The organism is Paraburkholderia oxyphila NBRC 105797 (genome assembly GCF_000685075.1).
GTDB classification, from domain to species: Bacteria; Pseudomonadota; Gammaproteobacteria; order Burkholderiales; family Burkholderiaceae; genus Paraburkholderia; species Paraburkholderia oxyphila.
On record NZ_BAYD01000166.1, the window covers coordinates 1 to 15,215 of the forward strand.

Here is a 15,215-nt window from a genome sequence, read left to right on the forward strand (position 1 = left end):
TTAAGGCCAACGGCCCAGCGAACCGCGAACCGCGGAAAAAAAAATCAGATATACAACCCAGCCCAATCATCATGCCGATAGGCGGCCTGCACGACGCGCCTGGTCCGATTCCCTTGATGCGGACTACCGATCATCTCAAGCAGCTCAGAGAGCGTATCAATAACCCGCAAGCACGGCGACGCCTCCGTAGCATCATCAGACCGAGCAGACCGCTCAGCATAGCTGACACGAATCATCTGCATCCCAGCAGCCTGCGCGGCCAGCGCATCATTCTCCGAATCCCCGACATAAAGAGCATGCGCAGGCTGCACCGCGAGCGCCTCACAGGCATGCAGCAACGGCGCCGGATGCGGCTTGCGCTCCGCAACAGCGCCCCCATCCACGACAATATCAAACCACATCGACAGCCCGAAGCGCTGCAGCATCGGCTCGACGGCGTCCATCGCCTTATCGGTCACCAGCCCAAGCTTGAGCCCCATCTGACGCAATCCATCAAGCGCGGCCTCGACGTCGGGAAAAAGCTCGGCGAAGTGACCGCCGATACGCTTGCCATGCAAGGTGCTGGCAAGATCGAACAATACAGCGTCAATGGGCAATTTGCGCGACATGACTTGCATGTGAGTATCTCCTGGTATCGGGCCATCAAAGGCCACTTGTCTGCAATAAACGCGTATCAGGCACGTGTCCCCGGCCTTCAAGCCGCGCGTTGTTGCCGATCGATCATCTTCAGAATCATCGGCGTGAAGATCAGCTGCATCGCAAGCCCCATCTTGCCGCCCGGCACGACAATCACATTGGGCCGGCTCATGAACGAGTCCTGCAGCATCGTCAACAAATAGGGAAAATCGATCCCCCTCGGATTGGCAAAACGGATCACGACAAAGCTTTCGTCGGCGCTCGGGATATCGCGCGCCGTGAACGGATTCGACGTATCCACGGTCGGCACGCGCTGAAAATTCACATGCGTGCGGCTGAACTGCGGGCAAATGTAATGCGCGTAGTCAGGCATGCGGCGCAGGATCGTGTCCATCACCGCCTCCTGCGAGTACCCGCGCAGCGTCTTGTCGCGATGCAGCTTCTGGATCCACTCGAGATTGATGATGGGCACCACGCCCACGAGCAGATCCGTGTGTTGCGCAACGTCGATGCCGTGGCCAACGAAGCCGCCATGCAGGCCCTCGTAAAACAGCAAGTCGGTGTCCGGCTCGACGTCGGTCCACGCGGTGAACTTGCCTGGCTCCACGTCGTATTGCAGCGCTTCGGTCTCGTCGTGGACGTACTTGCGCACGTGGCCCCGGCCCGTGGCGCCATACTGCCTGAACAGATCCTCCAGCCGGTCCAGCACATTCGCATCGGGGCCGAAGTGGCTGAACTGCTGGCGCTTTTCTTCCGCCTCCTTCATCGCAAGGTGCATCCCCTCGCGGTCGTGACGGTGAAACGCATCGCCCTCCACGATCTGCGCCTTCAGCTTCTCGCGCCGGAAGATGTGCTGAAAACTCTTCATTACCGTGGTCGTGCCCGCGCCGCTCGAACCGGTGACCGCCACGATCGGATGTTTGATCGACATGGTGTCTCGCTCAGGCGCAGGCTTCGGGACGGAACAGCGAACGTTCGTTAAAGAGCGGCGACTCGAACGGCCGGTCCACGCCGCGCTCGTACTCGCCGTAGTAGCGCTCGAGCCGCGCGACTTCGCTCTTCGTCCCCATCGCAACACCAACACGTTCGTCAAGCGCGCCGGCCCGCAAGTCGAGCACGCGCTCGCGCCCCGTGCTGGCCGTACCGCCCGCCTGCTCGACCAGCATCGCGAGCGGCTGTGCCGCGTGCACGAGCCGCAGGCCGCTTGTTCCCTGCAACTCGCGAGGCTCGCGCGGCACGATGCCCACGCCGCCGCGCATCAACACGCGATGCAGGTCCGCCACCGCGCAGCCACCAAAGCGCTGGCTGAATTCGCGCTCGCGCGCGCCCACGCTCCCCGCCCGGCATTCGCGCACATAGCGCTGCACGGGTGGCTCCCAGGCGTGCTCGCGCGCACCGTCGATCGCCAGCTCGACGCCCTCGTCCGGCACGCGCATCGCGTGATGCGTGAGCACGAACGTGCCGCTGGCGCGATCGAGCGTGAAGCCGTGGGTGCCGCGTCCCAGCGTCAAGACGAGCAGCGTCGAGGGGCCATAGAGTGCATAGGCCGCCGCGCGCGGCGCTCCATCACCGCACAGCCACGCGGCTTCCTGCGCGTCTTCATCCATCGATTCACATGTGGCCTCGCGCACTGAAAAAACGCTGCCTGTCACGCCGTTTTCCGCGATCTGCGCGGCCCCATCGAGCGCCTCGAAGGCCAGCAGATAGCCGCCGCGCGCAGCGGCAGCCGTGGCCCGCGTGCCAGTCGATCCCGCCGCCGCGTAGCCCGCGATGTACGCGCTGCGCTCGCACAGCGCCATCATCGATTCGCGCGCGGCCGCTTTCGCATCCACGCCCGCGCTCGCGCCGCCGTATAGCGTGATCCGCTCGATCATCGCGGTGATGGCACGTACCGCCAGCGCGATCTCGCCAAGCACCATGCGCAGCCGGTGTGCGCCGGCTGCGTCGTGCTTGCCGTCCAGTTCGCGTGCAAGGAAATCGTCGAGCGTCATGTATCGGCCTGGCATGGTCGCCTCATTGCAGGAGTTCAGAATGCTTCGCGCCGCCCGAAACAGGCGGCCCGCGTGAATACCGGCAGCAGGAGCAAGATGCCTGCCAGTCTCTGCAACCCGTTTCTGCGGCAACCCTCTCCAGCCGCGTCCACCGCTGCGCTTTTCGGCCCACACTGCGGCGCGGTTCGATGAGAACCGCGCGCCTGCCGAACCAGGCTCAAGCGCATAGTCAAGCGCACAGCTCAACGATAAAGTGCGCATCGATTCAGCGAAATTCAGATATTCTTAGTCAGCCTATAAGGGATCCCTTACCTGTCCTCGCGCGCCGTTTGCATCCTTGTTCAGGCGCTTTTCCAGGCGTCCTCCCATGCTCAACTTCGTCCGCACGCTCACGCTGCGCCAGTTGCAGATCTTTGCCGCCGCCGCGCGGCACGTGAGCTTCGTGCGCGCCGCGCAGGAGCTTCATCTCTCGCAGCCGGCCGTCTCCATGCAGATCAAGCAGCTCGAAGAGGCCATTGGCCTGCCGCTGTTCGAGCGCATCGCGCGACGCATCGCGCTGACCGAAGCCGGCACTACGCTCGCGCATCATGCTCAACGTATCCTCGGCGAGGTGAAGGATGCCCAGGACGCGTTGCAGTCGCTCTCGCTTGCCGACAGCGGCGCGATCTCGGTGGGTCTCGTGAGCACCGCGCGCTATTTCGTGCCGCAGCTAATCGCGCGCTATTGCACGCAGTTTCCAAAGGTCGACGTGCGTTTCACGATTGCCCCGCGCGAGCCGCTGTTGCGCATGCTGCAGGACAACGCCATCGACCTCGCGGTGATGGGCCGCCCGCCACGCGATCTCGACGCCGTCGCCGAGCCGCTCGCGTACAACCCGCAGGTGATCGTCGCGGCGCGCGATCACGCGTTCGCGGCGGCGCGGCGCATCGACGTGCAGGAGCTGCGGCATGAGACCTTCCTCATGCGCGAGCCAGGCTCGGGCACGCGCACGGTCGTCGAGCAAATGTTCAAGCACCATCTCTTCACGCCCGCGAAGGTCGTCACGCTCGACAGCAACGAGACCATCAAACAGGCCGTCATGGCGGGCATGGGCATCAGCCTGCTCTCGCTGCACACGCTGAGGCTGGAGCTGCGCACGCGCGAAATCGCGCTGCTCGACGTGAGCGGCACGCCCATCGACCGCGCATGGCAGATCGTCCATCTGAATGCGCGGCAGCTCTCGCCCACCTGCCAGTCGTTCCGCCGCTTCGTACTGGAAAACACCGAGACATACCTCGCCGGCGAATACGTGGATCTGCCAACGCACCCCGTGCGAATCAAGCGGGGCGAGTGACACACTGTCACCGATACGGCGCACGCGCGGGTTTGAGCAGCGTGACGCTCGCGATGCGCCCATGAAAAGCGCGCCCTCGGCTGGCGCGATCCACGCGGGCGCTTCAGTCGATATGCACTCGCACGCGGCCCGTGTGGCATGACGCTTGCATGAGTCGGCGGACCAGGCCGTCCGCTCACCGATGCAAGGAAGCGCTCATGACGCAATACGCCACGACGCAACACCCCATGAAAGCAGCGAGTGCCGTCACCGTGAATGCACCCGGGCGGCTGCATCTTGGCTTTCTCGATCCGGGCGCGTCTCTCGGCCGGCGCTTCGGCAGCCTCGGCCTCGTGATCGACGGCATCAGCACGACACTCGAAATGCGGCTCGCCCGTAGCCACAACGACCCTAGCAACAACAACATCAACAGCGACGACGATCGCTACGCTGCCCCGCCCTATGCGAGCGAGGAGCTGCCGCGCCTGCGCGAGCATATCGAGGCGCTCAAGCGCCTGAGCGGCCGGCGCGAGCCGCTCGACGTGCGCTTGCGCCACGTGCTGCCGGTGCATGCGGGACTCGGCTCCGGCACCCAGCTCGCGCTGTGCGCCGGTCATGGGTTCGCGCGGCTGCATGGGCTCAATCTCGACGCGGCGCAGCTTGCGCTCGCCCTCGCGCGCGGCGCGCGCTCGGGGGTCGGCGTGGCGGGCTTCGAGCACGGCGGGCTGATCCTCGACGGCGGTCCGCGCTCGGCAACGGAGCTGCCGCCCGTGCTCGCGCGCCTGCCGTTTCCCGACGAATGGCGCGTGCTGCTCGTGCTCGACGATGCGCGCAGCGGCTTGTCCGGCCCCGCCGAACGCAAAGCGATGGCCGCGCTGCCGCCGTTTCCGCAAGACCTGGCCGCCCACGCCTGTCACCTCGCCTTGATGCAGATTCTGCCGGCCGCCGCGGAGCACGACTTCGCGCCGTTCGCGCGCGGCGTGAGCGAGTTGCAGGAGGGCATCGGCCGCTACTTCGCGCCTTCGCAAGGCGGCATCTATACGAGCGCGGCTGTCGCGCGCGTGCTCGACTGGATCGGCACGCGGCATCGCGCCGGCATTGGACAAAGCTCGTGGGGCCCCACGGGCTTTGCGATCCTGGCCTCGCACGAAGAGGCCGCGCACGCCGTGGCGGCGGCGCGCACGGCCGGCGTGGTCGGCCCCACGCTGCGGCTCGAAATCGTCAAGGGGCGCAACGCGGGCGCCACCATCATTCATGCGCCGGGCGACGCCTGACGCCCTCTTTCAACCTCTCCTGGACACCCGACACACACTATGGAACGTCCCTTCATTCTCCACATGTTCACGCCGACCCGGCAGATGAGCCCATTTGACGTGAACATGGCCGTCGATGCGGGATACCAGGTCGTCGTGCCCTACGCCGACGTCGGCATCGACAACATCGCCGGCCTCACCCAGGACGCGATCTTCTCGCGCGGTCCCAAAGGCGTGGCGCGCACGGGCCTCTTCATCGGTGGACGCGATGTCGTGCTGGCCGCCGACATGCTCGAGCGCGCGCGCAAATCGATGGTGCCGCCGTTCGAGGTCTCCGTGTTCGCCGACCCGAGCGGCGCCTACACGACAGCGGCCGCGCTCGTCGCGAGCGTCGAGTGGCATCTGCGGCGCACGCATGGCGCGGCGCTCGAAGGCAAGCGCGTCGTCGTGCTGGGCGGCACGGGGCCGGTGGGCGTGATCGCGGGCGTGCTGGCCGCGCGCGCTGGCGCGCTCGTGTCGATTGCGAGCAGCCGCGGTCTCGAGGCCGCGCAGGCCGCGAGCGGCCGCATCAACGCGCGCTTCGACGTGCAGACGCGCGGCGCCGACGCTCAGCTTACCGAAGCGCTCGACACCACGCTTTCGCGCGCGGAACTGGTCTTCGCGACCGCGGCCGCGGGCGTGCAGGTGATGAACACGCGCCAGGTCGATCAGGCCTCCCAACTCCTCGTGGCCGCCGACGTGAACGCGGTGCCGCCAGCCGGCATCGACGGCGTGGGCGTCGCCGACGACGGCAAGCCGTTCGGGATGCACCGTGCGCTCGGCATCGGTGCGCTGGCGATCGGCAACGTCAAATATCAGGTGCAGCGGCGCCTGTTCGAACGGATGCTGGCGAGCGCCAAACCGGTCTATCTCGGCTTCGAAGAGGCCTTCGCGCTCGCGCGCGAGGTCGTGGCCGAGGCTGAGGTTCAAGCAGCGTGAGCGAGCCCGAAGCCGCGATGCGCCACGCGAAGCCCACTCGCCGCTGCAGGCAGGCGCGATCATGACGCGGCCCGCCATCGTCGTGGCCGGGCTTTCCGTGCGGATGCTCGCCGAGTCGGCGCGGCGTGCGGGCTGGCGTGTCATCGCGCTCGACCTGTTCGGCGACAGCGACACGCGCGGCGCCGCACAGCGCTGGCATCCGGTCGGTCAGGCCGGAACGCTCGCGCTCGATCCGGCGCGCACGCGCGCCGCGCTCGAACGCGCGAGCGATGTGCCCGGCGTCATGGGCTGGATCGCGGGCAGCGGCTTCGAAGCCTGTCCGGCGCTGCTGCACACGGCGATCGATGGGTTGCCGCGCATTGGCAATGCTGCGCAAGCCTGGGACGCCGTGCGTACGCCTTCCCGTTTCTTCGCAATACTGAACGAACACAGCATCGCCTGTCCCGAAACGCGCATGGAGCGGCCGCACGACGCGAGCGGCTGGTTGCGCAAGGAAGCCTCGGGTACCGGCGGCTGGCATATTCGTCTTGCGAATGCATCCGATGCGCCGGCTCATGACGAGCACGGCAACCACTACTACCAGCGTATCTGCGCAGGCCGCCCGATGTCGGCGCTCTTTCTCGCCGATGGACGCCACGCGCAGGTGCTCGGCATCAACGAGCAGATCGTCGCGCGGCACGGCGAGCACCCGTTCGCCTGGCGCGGTGCGATCGGTCCCGTTCAGGTGGGCGAGCGCCTCGCCCACGCGGTGCACCACGCCGTGCAGGCGATCGTCGCCGCGAGCGGGCTCGTCGGCCTGAACAGCCTCGATTTCCTGAGCGACGGCGAACGCTGCGTCGTTCTCGAAGTCAACGCGCGTCCCTCGGCAACGATGGCGCTCTACGACTGCGAACCTCACGCCCCGTTGCTCGCGCATCACGTGCGTGCCTGCCAGGGCGAAGCGCTGGAAACGCCCGAAGAAGCACGCGCAACCACGCACGCGCCGCCGGTACGCGGCCAACTGGTCGTGTTCGCGCAGGCCGATCACGCCGTCACGCCCGCATTCGAAGATCAGGCGCGGCGGCTTGGCTGGTGCCACGACATTCCGGTCGCCGGCAACGCGATTGCCGCCGGCACGCCGCTTTGCACCGTCTCGGCGACCTGCGCGCCGGGTACCTCCGTGGACGCGGTGCGCGCCGCCCTCGCCGCGCGCGCCGCCGCCATCGAACCCTTGATGAAGGTGTCCCATGAACGCTCATACGCCTGTCGTTGAATCCGCAACCAGCGCCGCGTCGCTCAGCGTCAACGCGCTCGCACAACCCTTGATCGCCGCGCTCCTCGAGCGGCAGGCCGAGCTGGGGATCGCCGCCCGCCGCGACGAGCGCGGCGTGCTGATCGTCGACGCCGGCATCGAAGCGCCCGGCAGCGTCGCCGCCGGCGCCGAGATCGCCGCGATCTGCATGGGCGGGCTCGGCACCGTGCGCGTGCGTGCGAACAGCGGCGCGAGTGCGCGCGACGAGTGGCCCACCATGGTCGAGATCGCGAGCGCGCAGCCGGTGCTCGCCTGTCTCGCGAGTCAGTACGCGGGCTGGAGCCTTGCCGCCTCGAAAGAGGAAACGGGCGGCAAGAAGTTCTTCGCGCTCGGCTCGGGCCCGGCGCGCTCGCTCTCCTGCAAGGAGCCGCTTTACGAAGACCTGGGCTATCGCGATGTATCGAAACACGGCTGCCTCGTGCTGGAGGTGGACCGCGTGCCGCCCGAGGTCGTCATCGACAAGATCCTGCGCTATTGCGCGCTGGAGGCGCGCGGCCTCACGCTGATCCTCACGCCCACGGCGAGCCGCGCGGGCACGACGCAAGTGGTCGCGCGCGCGCTCGAAGTGGCGCTGCACAAGGCGCATGTGCTCGGCTTCGCGCTCGGCGACATCGTCGAGGGCAGCGCGAGCGCGCCGCTGCCGCCGCCGGCGCGCGAGGCGATCGAAGCGATGGGCCGCACCAACGACGCGATCCTCTACGGCGGGCGCGTCCACCTCACCGTCAACGGCAGCGACGAGGACGCGCGCGATCTCGCGCAGCGCCTGCCTTCGTCGGCATCGCGCGATTTTGGCCGCTCGTTCGCCGAGATCTTCACCGAATACGACTACGACTTCTATCGCATCGACCCCGCCCTCTTCGCGCCCGCCGAGGTCTGGGTCAGCAGTCTCGCGACGGGCCGCACCTGGCACGCGGGCGCCACGCGCTTCGACCTGCTGCATCCGCGCTGGCTCGGCGAGGCCTGAGATGAGCCCGCAAATGAGCACGAGCACGACCCTGATGCCAGGCGGACCGCGCATCGCCATCATGACCGACGAGACCGGCTGGCACACTTCGCGCCTGAAGCGCGCGCTGCGCGAGCGCGGCGCGCAGGGCCGTTGCATCGATCTCGCCGACTGCCGCTTCGACACCACCTGGGCCGCCCATGGCCTCGTGATTCCAGGCTTCGGCCGCGGCCTGCCCGACGCCGTGATCGTGCGCGGCATCGCGGGCGGCAGCTTCGAGCAGGTGACCGTGCGCCTTGGCATCCTGCATGCGCTGCGCGAGCTGGGCGTGCCCGTCTACAACGACGCGCGCGCGATCGAGCGCAGCGTCGACAAGTCGATGACGTCCTTCCTGCTCCATCGCGCCGGCATCCCCACGCCGCCCGCGTGGGCCGGCGAGTCCGTGCCGCACGCGCGCCGCATCGTGATGCGCGAGGCGGCCGCGGGCCGCGAGGTCGTGCTCAAGCCGCTGTTCGGCTCGCAAGGCAAGGGGCTCGTGCGCCTGGGCGGCGACGAAAGCGGCTGCGCAGCGCTGCCTGCGTTGCGGGCCTATGGCGGGCTCGCGTACCTGCAGCGCTTCGTCCCGCCGGTCTCCGCGCCCGGCTTCGACTGGCGCGTGCTGGTGGTGGGCGGCAAGGCGGTCACGGCCATGCGGCGCGTGAGCGAGCACTGGGTCCACAACGTCGCGCAAGGCGGACGCTGCGAAGCGCAGCCCTTGACGCCGGAACTCGCGCAGCTTGCCGAGCGCGCGAGCGCCGCGCTCGGGCTCGACTATGCCGGCATCGACCTGGTGCCGTGCGGCACGGCCGAAGCGGGCGCGCAGGTCATCGAAGTCAACGGCGTGGCCGCGTGGCGCGGTTTGCAGTCCGTGACATCGTTCGATATCGCGGGGTGCATCGTCGACGATCTGCTCACGCGCAGGCTTGGACGCACGGGCGCGCCGCGCGAGGCGGTCGCATGAACGCACGGCCCGATCACGAGACGATCGCGGCGCCCGCAATAGCCGCGACAGCGGCAAAGATCGAAGCCGCGTTTCTCTGGGCGTGCGAGCTGGACGTCATGTGCGCAAAGCCCGGCAACGTCAGCATCGCCTCCGCCGGCCATGGCATGAACGCCGGGCTCTTTCTCGCGAGCGCGCGAGCGGCCTGCGCACCGCTCGCGCGTGCAGGCGCAATGGTGGGGGCACGCATCGAGGCGGCCATTGCGAACACGCGCGCTGCGGCGGGATGCAATACCAATCTCGGCATCGTGCTGCTCTGCGCGCCGCTGGCTGCCGCATTCGAAACGCAAGCGCTGCCGGACGCGTTACCGGCCTTGGAGACTTCCGTGCAGCAGGTCCTGCGCGCGCTGAGCGTCGAGGACGCCTGCGCCGCCTACCGCGCGATCGCGCTCGCGAACCCGGGCGGACTCGGCGAGACGGACAGCCAGAGTGTCGGCACGACGCCCACGGTCGACCTGCGCGCCGCCATGGCTCTCGCCGCCGACCGCGACAGCATCGCGCGCCAGTACGCCAACGACTTCCGCGACGTGCTCGGCTTCGGGCTCGCCACGTTTCGCGCGGCGTGCGCCAGGCGGGCCGCTTCGCCCACTGCGCTCGCCGACGCGGTGCTGCTCACCTGGCTCGGCTTTCTCGCGCGCTGGCCCGACTCGCACATCGCGCGCAAGCACGGCGACGCCTGCGCGCAGCGTGTGTCGAACGAAGCGGCGGCGTGGCTCGCGCAGGGCGACGCGCGTCTTTGCGCGCCACATGCGCTCGACGGCTGGGACGCCGAACTCAAAGCCAGCGGGATCAATCCGGGCACGAGCGCGGACCTCACGGTCGCGACGCTCTTCGCGGCCGCCTGCCTCGACCCGGCGATCACCACGCTATCCACTCACCTTTCACTGGATTCACAGGAGACCCAACCATGGCCAAGATAGATCGCGTGCTCGTAGGCGAATCGCTCGTGGGCGAAGGCAACGAGGTCGCGCACATCGACCTGATCGTCGGCCCGCGCGGCTCGGCGGCAGAAAGCGCCTTCTGCAACGCCCTCACCAACAACAAGGACGGCTTCACCTCGCTGCTCGCCGTGGTCGCGCCCAACCTGCTCGCCAAGCCCAACACGGTGCTGTTCAACAAGGTGACCATCAAGGGCGCGAAGCAGGCGGTGCAGATGTTCGGCCCGGCGCAGCGCGCGGTGGCGCTCGCGGTCGCGGACAGCGTGGAAGACGGCACGATTCCCGCCGACGAAGCCGACGACGTCTTCATCAGCGTGGGCGTATTCATTCACTGGCAGGCCGAAGACGACCAGAAGATCCAGGACTACAACTACCGCGCGACGCGCGAGGCGCTCAAGCGCGCGGTGAACCGCGAGCCACGCGCGGCCGAGGTGGTGCGCCGCAAGGGCGAGACGAAGCATCCGTTCGCCGCCAGCTAACCGGCACACGCGCAGCGAAAGCCCCCAACACGCCAGGACCTGTTCACGCTAATAACAGGCCCCAGCCACACAGAACCTGTCAACGGCGCCGGACGGACTGCAACACCGCCCGCCCGGCCGCCCGTTCAAAACGCCCCTTCCGGCGGAAACATTCCCGCGCCCAGCAGCGCGAGCGCCACGCCCTCGCGCTTGTGCGCAGGCGGCACGCTCGCGCGGCGCCGCTCGATCGTCACGCCCACCGCCTTCACATTCGAGAACTTGTGCGGCTTCACGAGCGCGACCCGCACCCAGTGCGCGCCAAAATCCACCAGCAGCATCTGCGCAATCACTTCGGCCAGCGCCTCGAGCAGCTGCACGCCGTGGTTCGACAGCAAGGCCTGCAGCGCACCATGGACCTTCCCGTAGTCGATGGTGTCGTGGATCGCGTCGGTGTCGCACGCGCGGCTGCGCGGCAAGCCCGCCCAGAGATCGATCTGCACCGGTTGCGGGTCGTGCAGTTCCTCCGGGTCGATGCCGATCACCGTCTCGCCGGTGAAACCCTCGATGAAGATGAGATCCATCGGCTGCGCCCCCTCGCTTTCGGCGTGGCGCGCCGCGCTGCCTGCCTGCCTCGCGGGCCGGTCGAACATGCTGGTGTCGATTGCGTTCATTCTTGCTCCTCTCGCTTGCCCTGGATGGGTCGGCCCGATGCCATGCAAGAACCGTCCCAGGCACGAATGTCGCAAGCAGAATGCGCGTAATGGTCGACGGCAAGGCAGTGGCGCGGCGAATACACGGTAAACACACGGCAAAAACACGGCGAAGGCGCGGGTCCGGCGTCGCAAGGCGCATCCAGCGTGCAACGCCCGCGGTGACACTGTGTATCGCAAACTGCGCAAGCTGCCTGTTCATCGCCACCCGCATGCGCAAACGGCCCACGACAGCGGCATCCGGCAACGACGAAAGGCAGACAATGACGCGAGTGCATCCAACCAACGAGGCCCACCCCACCCACGACGGGCAAGACCACGCGGCGCTCGCGAGGCCGCGTCTTGCGTGGGCCATTACCGGATCGGGACATTGCCTCGAAGAATCGCTTGCGCTGGCCGCCGAGATGCCCAACGTCGACCTGTTCCTCTCGCGCGCGGCCGAGGAAGTGCTGCCGCTCTACAAGATCGGCATCGCGCAACTGAAGGCGCGCTTCCGCGTGTTCCGCGACAACAGCGCGAGCGCCGTGCCGGTGGGCATGTTCTACGAAACCGGCCTCTACCACACGCTCGTGATTGCGCCGGCCACCAGCAACACGGTGGCGAAATGCGCGTTCGGCATCTCCGACACGCTGCCGACCAACCTGTTCGCCCAGGCCGGCAAGCTCGGCATACCCGGCATCATCTTTGCATGCGACACGGAACCGGTGGTGGTCACGAAGAGCCCGCTGGACTGGGTCGAACTGCGGCCGCGCAACATCGAGTTGCACAACGTCGAGCGCCTGCGCCAGATCGATCACTGCGTGGTGGCCAATTCGATCGATGCGCTGCGCGCGGCGCTCGACACCCGCTACAGAACGCTCGGCCTGCTCGCGGCCGTGCCCGGCTAATAGACAGTTACACGGTTATACGGTTGAAGGCGTGCCCGACACACACACCATGGAACACATCGTCTTTCTCACCGGACGCCTCGCCCAGCCTGGACTGGAACGCGTGCTGCGCAGCCTCGAGCCCGCGCCGTTCACCTGGGAGATCCGCGAGATCGGCTTGCAGGTCGCCGCGCTCATGACGGCGGACATGATCCGCCGCCGCGTGAGCGCGCCCATCGCGGCCGACCGCGTGATCGTGCCGGGCCGCTGCCGCGGCGATCTCGACGCGCTCTCGGCCCACTACGGCATGCCCTTCATGCGCGGCCCCGAGGAGCTCAAGGACCTGCCCGCCTACTTCAACCGCGCGGCGCGGCCGGTCGACCTCTCGAAGTACGACATCGCGATCTTTGCGGAGATCGTGGATGCGCCGAGACTCGACGTCGAGGCCATCTGCCAGCGCGCCGCGCAGCTCCAGTCCGATGGCGCCAACGTGATCGATCTCGGCTGCCTGCCCTCCACGCCGTTCCCGCATCTGGCCGACGCAGTGCGCGCGCTCAAGGAGCGTAGCTTCATGGTCAGCGTCGATTCGATGGATGCGAAGGAGCTCGTACGCGGCGGCCGCGCCGGCGCCGACTATCTGCTGAGCCTCTCGACCGAGACGCTGTGGATCCTCAACGAGGTCGAATCGACGCCCATTCTGGTGTCGCGCGAACCCGCCGACGAAGCGTCGCTCTTCAGCGCGATCGAGGCCGTGAGCGCGATGGGTCGACCTTTTCTCGCCGATCCGATTCTCGACCCGATTCCGTTCGGCCTCCTGAAGTCTCTGGTGCGCTACCAGCGCGTGCGCGACGCGTTTCCCGATGCACCCATCATGATGGGCGTCGGCAACGTCACCGAGCTGACCGAAGCCGACACATGCGGCATCAACGCCGTGCTGCTCGGCATGGGAGCGGAACTGGGCATTGCCGCGATCCTGACGACCCAGGTGAGCCAGCACGCCCGCCGCGCGATACGCGAAGCGGACGTCGCGCGGCGCGTCATGTATGCCGCGCGCGAGCAGCGCACGCTGCCCAAGGGCATCTCGGACGCGTTGATGACGGTCCACGCGAAGCGGCCCTTCCCCGACTCGCCCGACGAGATTGCCGAGACCGCGCGCGCGATCCGCGATCCTAACTTTCGCGTGCAGGTGTCGAGCGCCGGCGTGCATGTCTACAACCGCGACGGCCACCATGTCGCCGTCGATCCGTTCGCGCTCTGGCCACGCCTGAAGCTCGAGGACGATGGAGCGCACGCGTTCTACATGGGTGTGGAACTGGCGCGCGCCGAAGTGGCGTGGCGCCTTGGCAAGCGCTACGCGCAGGATCAATCGCTCGACTGGGGCTGCGCCGCCGAGCGCGACGCCGACAATCTGCTCGAACAATGCGCGCCCGGCACGACGCTGCGCAAGGAGGCCTGAATGATCCATGAAACCGTCGTCACCACCTGCTCCGCCGACGGCACGCCGCACGTCGCGCCAATGGGCGCGCGCTTCGAGCGCGGCAACGTCGTGCTGATGCCGTTCACACCGTCCACCACCTACGACAACATCATGGCGAGCGGCTGCGCGGTGATGAATTTCACCACCGACGTGCGCGTGTTCGCCGGTTGCGTGACGGGCCGCCGAAGCTGGCCGACGCTGCCCGCCAGCACGGTGCCGTGCGTGCGGCTCGCGGGCACGCTCGCGCATGCCGAGTTGCGCCTCGTCGACGCGGGCGGCGACCCCGGCCGCCCGGTGCTGACACTGCGCCGCGTGGCCGAGGCGAGCCATGCGCCCTTCACGGGCTTCAATCGCGCGCAGGCTGCGGTGATCGAAGCCGCGGTGCTGGTGAGCCGCCTGCACCTGTTGCCGCGCGAAAAGATCGAAACGGAAATGGCGTGGCACACGATCGCCATCGAGAAGACGGCGGGCCCCGCCGAACGCGAAGCGTGGCAGTGGCTCACCGCAGCCGTGGCCGCATTTTATTCAAACAGCGAATCACCCAACGAGCGCGCCTGCGTGCGCGAACCGACATGATCCGACTTCTCACCAGTGTGCGCGACCTCGCCGAGGCGCGCGAAGCAGCCGCCGCGGGCGCGGATTTCATCGACCTCAAGGAGCCGCGCGCGGGTGCGCTGGGCGCGTTGCCGCCGGCGCGCGTCGCGAGCATCGTCTGCGCATTGCGCGAGAGTCATCCCGGGTTGCCCGTGAGCGCGACGATTGGCGACCTGCGGCCGGGCGACCATGCGGCTGTCGCGCATCATGCGAACCGTATTGGCCGTTGCGGCGTGGATTACGTGAAGGCGGGCGTGGCCCCCGGGCCCGCGGCGCGCGAGACGCTCGAACGCATGCGCGCGCTGCGCTGGAGCATGGTGCCGGTGCTGCTTTGCGATGATGGGCTCGATTTGAGGCTCGTCGAGTATGCCTGCGAGCTTGGTTTTGTTGGGGTGATGGCGGATACGGCGCGCAAGGACGCCGGGAGCCTGTTTCGGTGTGTGCCGCTTGCTGTGCTTGATAGTATGGTGCAGATTGCTCGCGCGCATGATGTGATGGTGGGGTTGGCGGGGGCGCTGCGACTTGAGCATGTGGCGCGTGTGCGGGCTTTGCTGCCTGATTTTGCTGGATTTCGTAGTGCGTTGTGCGATGGCGCGCGCACGGGGCGGCTCGAAGGCGCGAGGGTGCAGGCCGTGCGGGAGGCGTTGCACGGCGAGGTGCCGGTGGTGCGGTTTGAGACGGTGCTTGCCGCGTAGGCGATTTTTAGGCGTTGGCCTTAACTTGTTTTCG

16 protein-coding genes are annotated in these 15,215 nt (G+C 67.8%); 12 read left to right on the forward strand and 4 right to left on the reverse strand.

The annotated features are described in order from the left end of the window. Positions 1 to 44: 44 nt before the first annotated feature. From BO1_RS55575 to BO1_RS45770, 3 genes are all read right to left on the reverse strand, one after another. The gene (locus BO1_RS55575; protein WP_043289053.1) at positions 45 to 617 is read right to left on the reverse strand and encodes an HAD-IA family hydrolase; all 573 of its coding nucleotides are present in this window, start codon (positions 615 to 617) and stop codon (positions 45 to 47) included. Between the two features lie 77 nt (positions 618 to 694). After that, the gene (locus BO1_RS45765; RefSeq protein ID WP_028223306.1) at positions 695 to 1,567 is read right to left on the reverse strand and encodes a phosphoribulokinase; all 873 of its coding nucleotides are present in this window, start codon (positions 1,565 to 1,567) and stop codon (positions 695 to 697) included. A gap of 10 nt (positions 1,568 to 1,577) precedes the next feature. Next, on the reverse strand, positions 1,578 to 2,642 hold the full coding sequence (locus tag BO1_RS45770) for an FIG domain-containing protein (protein ID WP_028223307.1): 1,065 nt from the start codon (positions 2,640 to 2,642) through the stop codon (positions 1,578 to 1,580). 352 nt (positions 2,643 to 2,994) lie between these two features. Between BO1_RS45770 and BO1_RS45775 the strand changes: the two genes are divergently transcribed. From BO1_RS45775 to fae, 8 genes are all read left to right on the forward strand, one after another. After that, positions 2,995 to 3,960, forward strand: a complete 966-nt coding sequence (locus tag BO1_RS45775) for a LysR substrate-binding domain-containing protein (RefSeq protein ID WP_028223308.1) — start codon at positions 2,995 to 2,997, stop codon at positions 3,958 to 3,960. 197 nt (positions 3,961 to 4,157) lie between these two features. Next, a complete protein-coding gene (locus BO1_RS45780) occupies positions 4,158 to 5,213 on the forward strand; it encodes a beta-ribofuranosylaminobenzene 5'-phosphate synthase family protein (protein WP_084688794.1) in 1,056 nt (351 codons plus the stop codon). A gap of 39 nt (positions 5,214 to 5,252) precedes the next feature. Continuing rightward, positions 5,253 to 6,170 (forward strand): NAD(P)-dependent methylenetetrahydromethanopterin dehydrogenase, encoded by a 918-nt coding sequence (locus tag BO1_RS45785; RefSeq protein WP_028223310.1) that lies wholly within the window; start codon positions 5,253 to 5,255, stop codon positions 6,168 to 6,170. Positions 6,171 to 6,231: 61 nt separating this feature from the next. Further along, on the forward strand, positions 6,232 to 7,422 hold the full coding sequence (locus BO1_RS55580) for an ATP-grasp domain-containing protein (RefSeq protein ID WP_043289054.1): 1,191 nt from the start codon (positions 6,232 to 6,234) through the stop codon (positions 7,420 to 7,422). Continuing rightward, the gene (gene mch, locus BO1_RS45795) at positions 7,397 to 8,425 is read left to right on the forward strand and encodes a methenyltetrahydromethanopterin cyclohydrolase (protein WP_028223311.1); all 1,029 of its coding nucleotides are present in this window, start codon (positions 7,397 to 7,399) and stop codon (positions 8,423 to 8,425) included. The genes BO1_RS55580 and mch overlap by 26 nt, the downstream gene beginning before the upstream one ends. Positions 8,426 to 8,438: 13 nt before the next feature. Further along, a complete protein-coding gene (locus BO1_RS45800; RefSeq protein WP_174490638.1) occupies positions 8,439 to 9,404 on the forward strand; it encodes an ATP-grasp domain-containing protein in 966 nt (321 codons plus the stop codon). After that, a complete protein-coding gene (locus BO1_RS55585; RefSeq protein ID WP_084688795.1) occupies positions 9,401 to 10,363 on the forward strand; it encodes a triphosphoribosyl-dephospho-CoA synthase in 963 nt (320 codons plus the stop codon). Before BO1_RS45800 ends, BO1_RS55585 begins: the two co-directional genes overlap by 4 nt. Further along, positions 10,351 to 10,860, forward strand: a complete 510-nt coding sequence (gene fae / locus BO1_RS45810) for a formaldehyde-activating enzyme (RefSeq protein ID WP_028223313.1) — start codon at positions 10,351 to 10,353, stop codon at positions 10,858 to 10,860. The genes BO1_RS55585 and fae overlap by 13 nt, the downstream gene beginning before the upstream one ends. Positions 10,861 to 10,985: 125 nt before the next feature. Here fae and BO1_RS55590 read toward each other — a convergent pair whose 3' ends face one another. Next, positions 10,986 to 11,510, reverse strand: a complete 525-nt coding sequence (locus tag BO1_RS55590; RefSeq protein WP_084688796.1) for a dihydroneopterin aldolase — start codon at positions 11,508 to 11,510, stop codon at positions 10,986 to 10,988. A 302-nt stretch (positions 11,511 to 11,812) separates the two neighbouring features. Here BO1_RS55590 and BO1_RS45820 point away from each other — a divergent pair, with 302 nt between their 5' ends. Genes BO1_RS45820 through BO1_RS45835 form a run of 4 tightly spaced genes read left to right on the forward strand, consistent with a single transcriptional unit; the run spans position 11,813 to position 15,181 of the window. Further along, positions 11,813 to 12,436 carry a flavoprotein gene (locus tag BO1_RS45820; protein ID WP_043289055.1) on the forward strand — a complete coding sequence of 208 codons (624 nt, stop codon included), beginning with the start codon at positions 11,813 to 11,815 and terminating at the stop codon, positions 12,434 to 12,436. A gap of 49 nt (positions 12,437 to 12,485) precedes the next feature. Beyond that, positions 12,486 to 13,871, forward strand: coding sequence for a DUF6513 domain-containing protein (locus tag BO1_RS45825; protein ID WP_028223315.1), 1,386 nt, complete (start codon positions 12,486 to 12,488; stop codon positions 13,869 to 13,871). After that, positions 13,872 to 14,468 carry a DUF447 domain-containing protein gene (locus BO1_RS45830; RefSeq protein WP_028223316.1) on the forward strand — a complete coding sequence of 199 codons (597 nt, stop codon included), beginning with the start codon at positions 13,872 to 13,874 and terminating at the stop codon, positions 14,466 to 14,468. Further along, positions 14,465 to 15,181: a (5-formylfuran-3-yl)methyl phosphate synthase gene (locus BO1_RS45835; protein ID WP_028223317.1), complete on the forward strand. Its 717-nt coding sequence runs from the start codon at positions 14,465 to 14,467 to the stop codon at positions 15,179 to 15,181. The genes BO1_RS45830 and BO1_RS45835 overlap by 4 nt, the downstream gene beginning before the upstream one ends. Positions 15,182 to 15,215 lie beyond the last annotated feature (34 nt).

Coding starts and splice junctions, on each gene's coding strand:
- BO1_RS55575 (WP_043289053.1), bottom strand. CDS start 617: ATGCAAGTCATGTCGCGCAAATTGCCCATTGACGCTGTATTGTTCGAT.
- BO1_RS45765 (WP_028223306.1), bottom strand. CDS start 1,567: ATGTCGATCAAACATCCGATCGTGGCGGTCACCGGTTCGAGCGGCGCG.
- BO1_RS45770 (WP_028223307.1), bottom strand. CDS start 2,642: ATGCCAGGCCGATACATGACGCTCGACGATTTCCTTGCACGCGAACTG.
- BO1_RS45775 (WP_028223308.1), top strand. CDS start 2,995: ATGCTCAACTTCGTCCGCACGCTCACGCTGCGCCAGTTGCAGATCTTT.
- BO1_RS45780 (WP_084688794.1), top strand. CDS start 4,158: ATGACGCAATACGCCACGACGCAACACCCCATGAAAGCAGCGAGTGCC.
- BO1_RS45785 (WP_028223310.1), top strand. CDS start 5,253: ATGGAACGTCCCTTCATTCTCCACATGTTCACGCCGACCCGGCAGATG.
- BO1_RS55580 (WP_043289054.1), top strand. CDS start 6,232: ATGACGCGGCCCGCCATCGTCGTGGCCGGGCTTTCCGTGCGGATGCTC.
- mch (WP_028223311.1), top strand. CDS start 7,397: ATGAACGCTCATACGCCTGTCGTTGAATCCGCAACCAGCGCCGCGTCG.
- BO1_RS45800 (WP_174490638.1), top strand. CDS start 8,439: ATGAGCACGAGCACGACCCTGATGCCAGGCGGACCGCGCATCGCCATC.
- BO1_RS55585 (WP_084688795.1), top strand. CDS start 9,401: ATGAACGCACGGCCCGATCACGAGACGATCGCGGCGCCCGCAATAGCC.
- fae (WP_028223313.1), top strand. CDS start 10,351: ATGGCCAAGATAGATCGCGTGCTCGTAGGCGAATCGCTCGTGGGCGAA.
- BO1_RS55590 (WP_084688796.1), bottom strand. CDS start 11,510: ATGAACGCAATCGACACCAGCATGTTCGACCGGCCCGCGAGGCAGGCA.
- BO1_RS45820 (WP_043289055.1), top strand. CDS start 11,813: ATGACGCGAGTGCATCCAACCAACGAGGCCCACCCCACCCACGACGGG.
- BO1_RS45825 (WP_028223315.1), top strand. CDS start 12,486: ATGGAACACATCGTCTTTCTCACCGGACGCCTCGCCCAGCCTGGACTG.
- BO1_RS45830 (WP_028223316.1), top strand. CDS start 13,872: ATGATCCATGAAACCGTCGTCACCACCTGCTCCGCCGACGGCACGCCG.
- BO1_RS45835 (WP_028223317.1), top strand. CDS start 14,465: ATGATCCGACTTCTCACCAGTGTGCGCGACCTCGCCGAGGCGCGCGAA.